This window comes from Dolichospermum sp. LEGE 00246 (assembly GCF_015207865.1).
In the GTDB taxonomy this organism is placed as follows: domain Bacteria; phylum Cyanobacteriota; class Cyanobacteriia; order Cyanobacteriales; family Nostocaceae; genus Dolichospermum; species Dolichospermum heterosporum.
Genome location: NZ_JADEWA010000661.1, coordinates 1 through 2,035, shown reverse-complemented (window position 1 = coordinate 2,035; position 2,035 = coordinate 1). Strand labels below are relative to the sequence as shown.

3 protein-coding genes are annotated in these 2,035 nt (G+C 41.5%); all 3 read left to right on the top strand.

Features of this window, described 5'->3' with window-relative positions:
* The first annotated feature begins 345 nt into the window (after positions 1-345).
* The 3 genes from sppA to IQ228_RS25240 all read left to right on the top strand — a co-directional run bounded on the left by sppA (position 346) and on the right by IQ228_RS25240 (position 1,989).
* Positions 346-1,167 (top strand): signal peptide peptidase SppA, encoded by an 822-nt coding sequence (gene sppA, locus IQ228_RS25250; protein ID WP_193964884.1) that lies wholly within the window; start codon positions 346-348, stop codon positions 1,165-1,167.
* Between the two features lie 81 nt (positions 1,168-1,248).
* Positions 1,249-1,662, top strand: coding sequence for a chorismate mutase (gene aroH / locus IQ228_RS25245; RefSeq protein ID WP_027402669.1), 414 nt, complete (start codon positions 1,249-1,251; stop codon positions 1,660-1,662).
* A gap of 39 nt (positions 1,663-1,701) precedes the next feature.
* The gene (locus IQ228_RS25240) at positions 1,702-1,989 is read left to right on the top strand and encodes a hypothetical protein (RefSeq protein WP_027402670.1); all 288 of its coding nucleotides are present in this window, start codon (positions 1,702-1,704) and stop codon (positions 1,987-1,989) included.
* Positions 1,990-2,035: the final 46 nt, after the last annotated feature.

Genomic DNA, 2,035 nt, shown 5'->3' with positions numbered 1-2,035 from the left:
AAGGGACTTCCAAGAAATAAATTATCCTGATTAACGAACCACAGAGGCGCAGAGGACACAGAGGAATAAGGGTTTGAGAGATTTTTGCGTTAGGTGGTTGAGTATTTTTTTATTTGGAAGTCCCTAAAGACACGGGGATTCTTGGTTCAACGAGACTACATAAGTGCTTGCCCCAAATATCGGGGTAGGCACGGGGCGCTACCCCTACAAATCAAGACTTTTTTCGATTTGGACAAGGTATTGTTTATATAATCAATTTTGCCTACTTGTTTAGAACCCGTTAGGTTCGCGCTGGGCGTTCTATATTAAAGATATTCAGAAGATTAAAAAGTTATTTGATTGCCCATGATTTGGCCATTTAAGCCCAACTTTCGGAAACAAATTGCGCGGATTGAAGTCAGCGGTGCGATCGCTGGTGCAACTCGTAAGCACGTCCTAGAAGCATTGAAAACCGTAGAGGAAAGTAAGTTTCCCGCTTTACTGCTACGCATTGATAGTCCTGGGGGTACAGTGGGTGATTCTCAAGAAATCTACAGCGCACTAAAGAGATTAGCCAAAAAAATCAAGATTGTTGCTAGTTTTGGGAATATTTCCGCTTCTGGAGGCGTTTATATTGGTATGGGTGCAGAACATATCATGGCGAATCCAGGCACGATTACGGGCAGTATTGGGGTAATTCTGCGGGGGAATAATTTAGAGGTGCTATTGGGAAAAATTGGTGTTTCCTTTAAGGTCATTAAGTCAGGACCGTACAAAGATATATTAGCTTTTGATCGGGAATTAACAGAACCGGAACAAACTATTCTGCAAGACTTGATTGATTGCAGCTATCAACAATTTGTGGAAACGGTAGCAAAGGCTCGTTCATTAACCGTAGAGAAGGTCAGAAGTTTCGCTGACGGCCGAATTTTTACCGGACAGCAAGCCTTAGAGTTGGGTGTTATAGACCGCTTAGGAACAGAAGAGGATGCACGACGATGGACAGCGGAATTAGTAGGACTTGATCCTGAGAAAACTCTTTGCTATACGCTAGAAGAACAGAAACCATTTTTGAGTCGTGTTCTACCCGGAAGTCGTCAAGCTAAATCGGTTATTGGTGGGGGGATTGATTGGCTAGAATTTGAAGTGTCTACCAGTGGTTTACCCATGTGGTTATATCGTCCATAGAAAGTAGGGAACAGGGAACAGGGAACAGGGAACAGGGAAGAATTATTACAACTGACAACTAACAAAAGGAGGATTTTGGTAGTGAAATGGCAAATGCGAGCAATTCGGGGTGCAACAACTGTTGCGGAAAATAGTGTTGAAGCAATTCGAGATTCAGTGACAGAATTATTAGATGAATTGGAGCAAAGAAATAAACTCCAACCGGACGATATGATTAGTGTGACTTTTTCAGTGACAAAGGATTTGGATGCTATTTTTCCAGCAGCGATCGCCCGCAGTCGTCCTTTGTGGGATAGTGTAGCTATGTTAGATGTCCAACAAATGCACGTTGAAGGAAGTTTACCGCGCTGTATTCGCTTTCTCATTCACGCTAATTTACCAACTTCTACGCCAATTCACCACGTTTATTTACGTCACGCTGCTAAATTGCGTCCCGATTGGAGTTTACCCCAAACGTTACAAACTTCACAGCAGGTAGTGGAGACGAAAGTTTAAAATTAGCTGGTCAATAACATAAGTAAAAGTTAGCGCTAAATGAGCTATTACAGTGGTGATGCGGCTGCTCAACCTGCTACTATTGGTGGGAGTATTTTCACTCATCAGGGTACTGGTGTATGTGTAAAGTTAGATGCTTTTTTGGATATTCTTGCCAAAGGTGAAGAGCCGCTTGTCATTGTCACCAGTGAAGGTTATTTTACGAAAATATATAAGTATGTAACTGCGTATAAGGGTTTTGTGTTTTTCACAGAATCCTTGGATAAATTGGATTTTGGTAGCAATATTGAGGTGATTTACGCTCAGAGTTTAGGAACGAATATTTGATTGTCTAAACTATGATTTGCTTGATTAATTAATGTCTAAACTATGA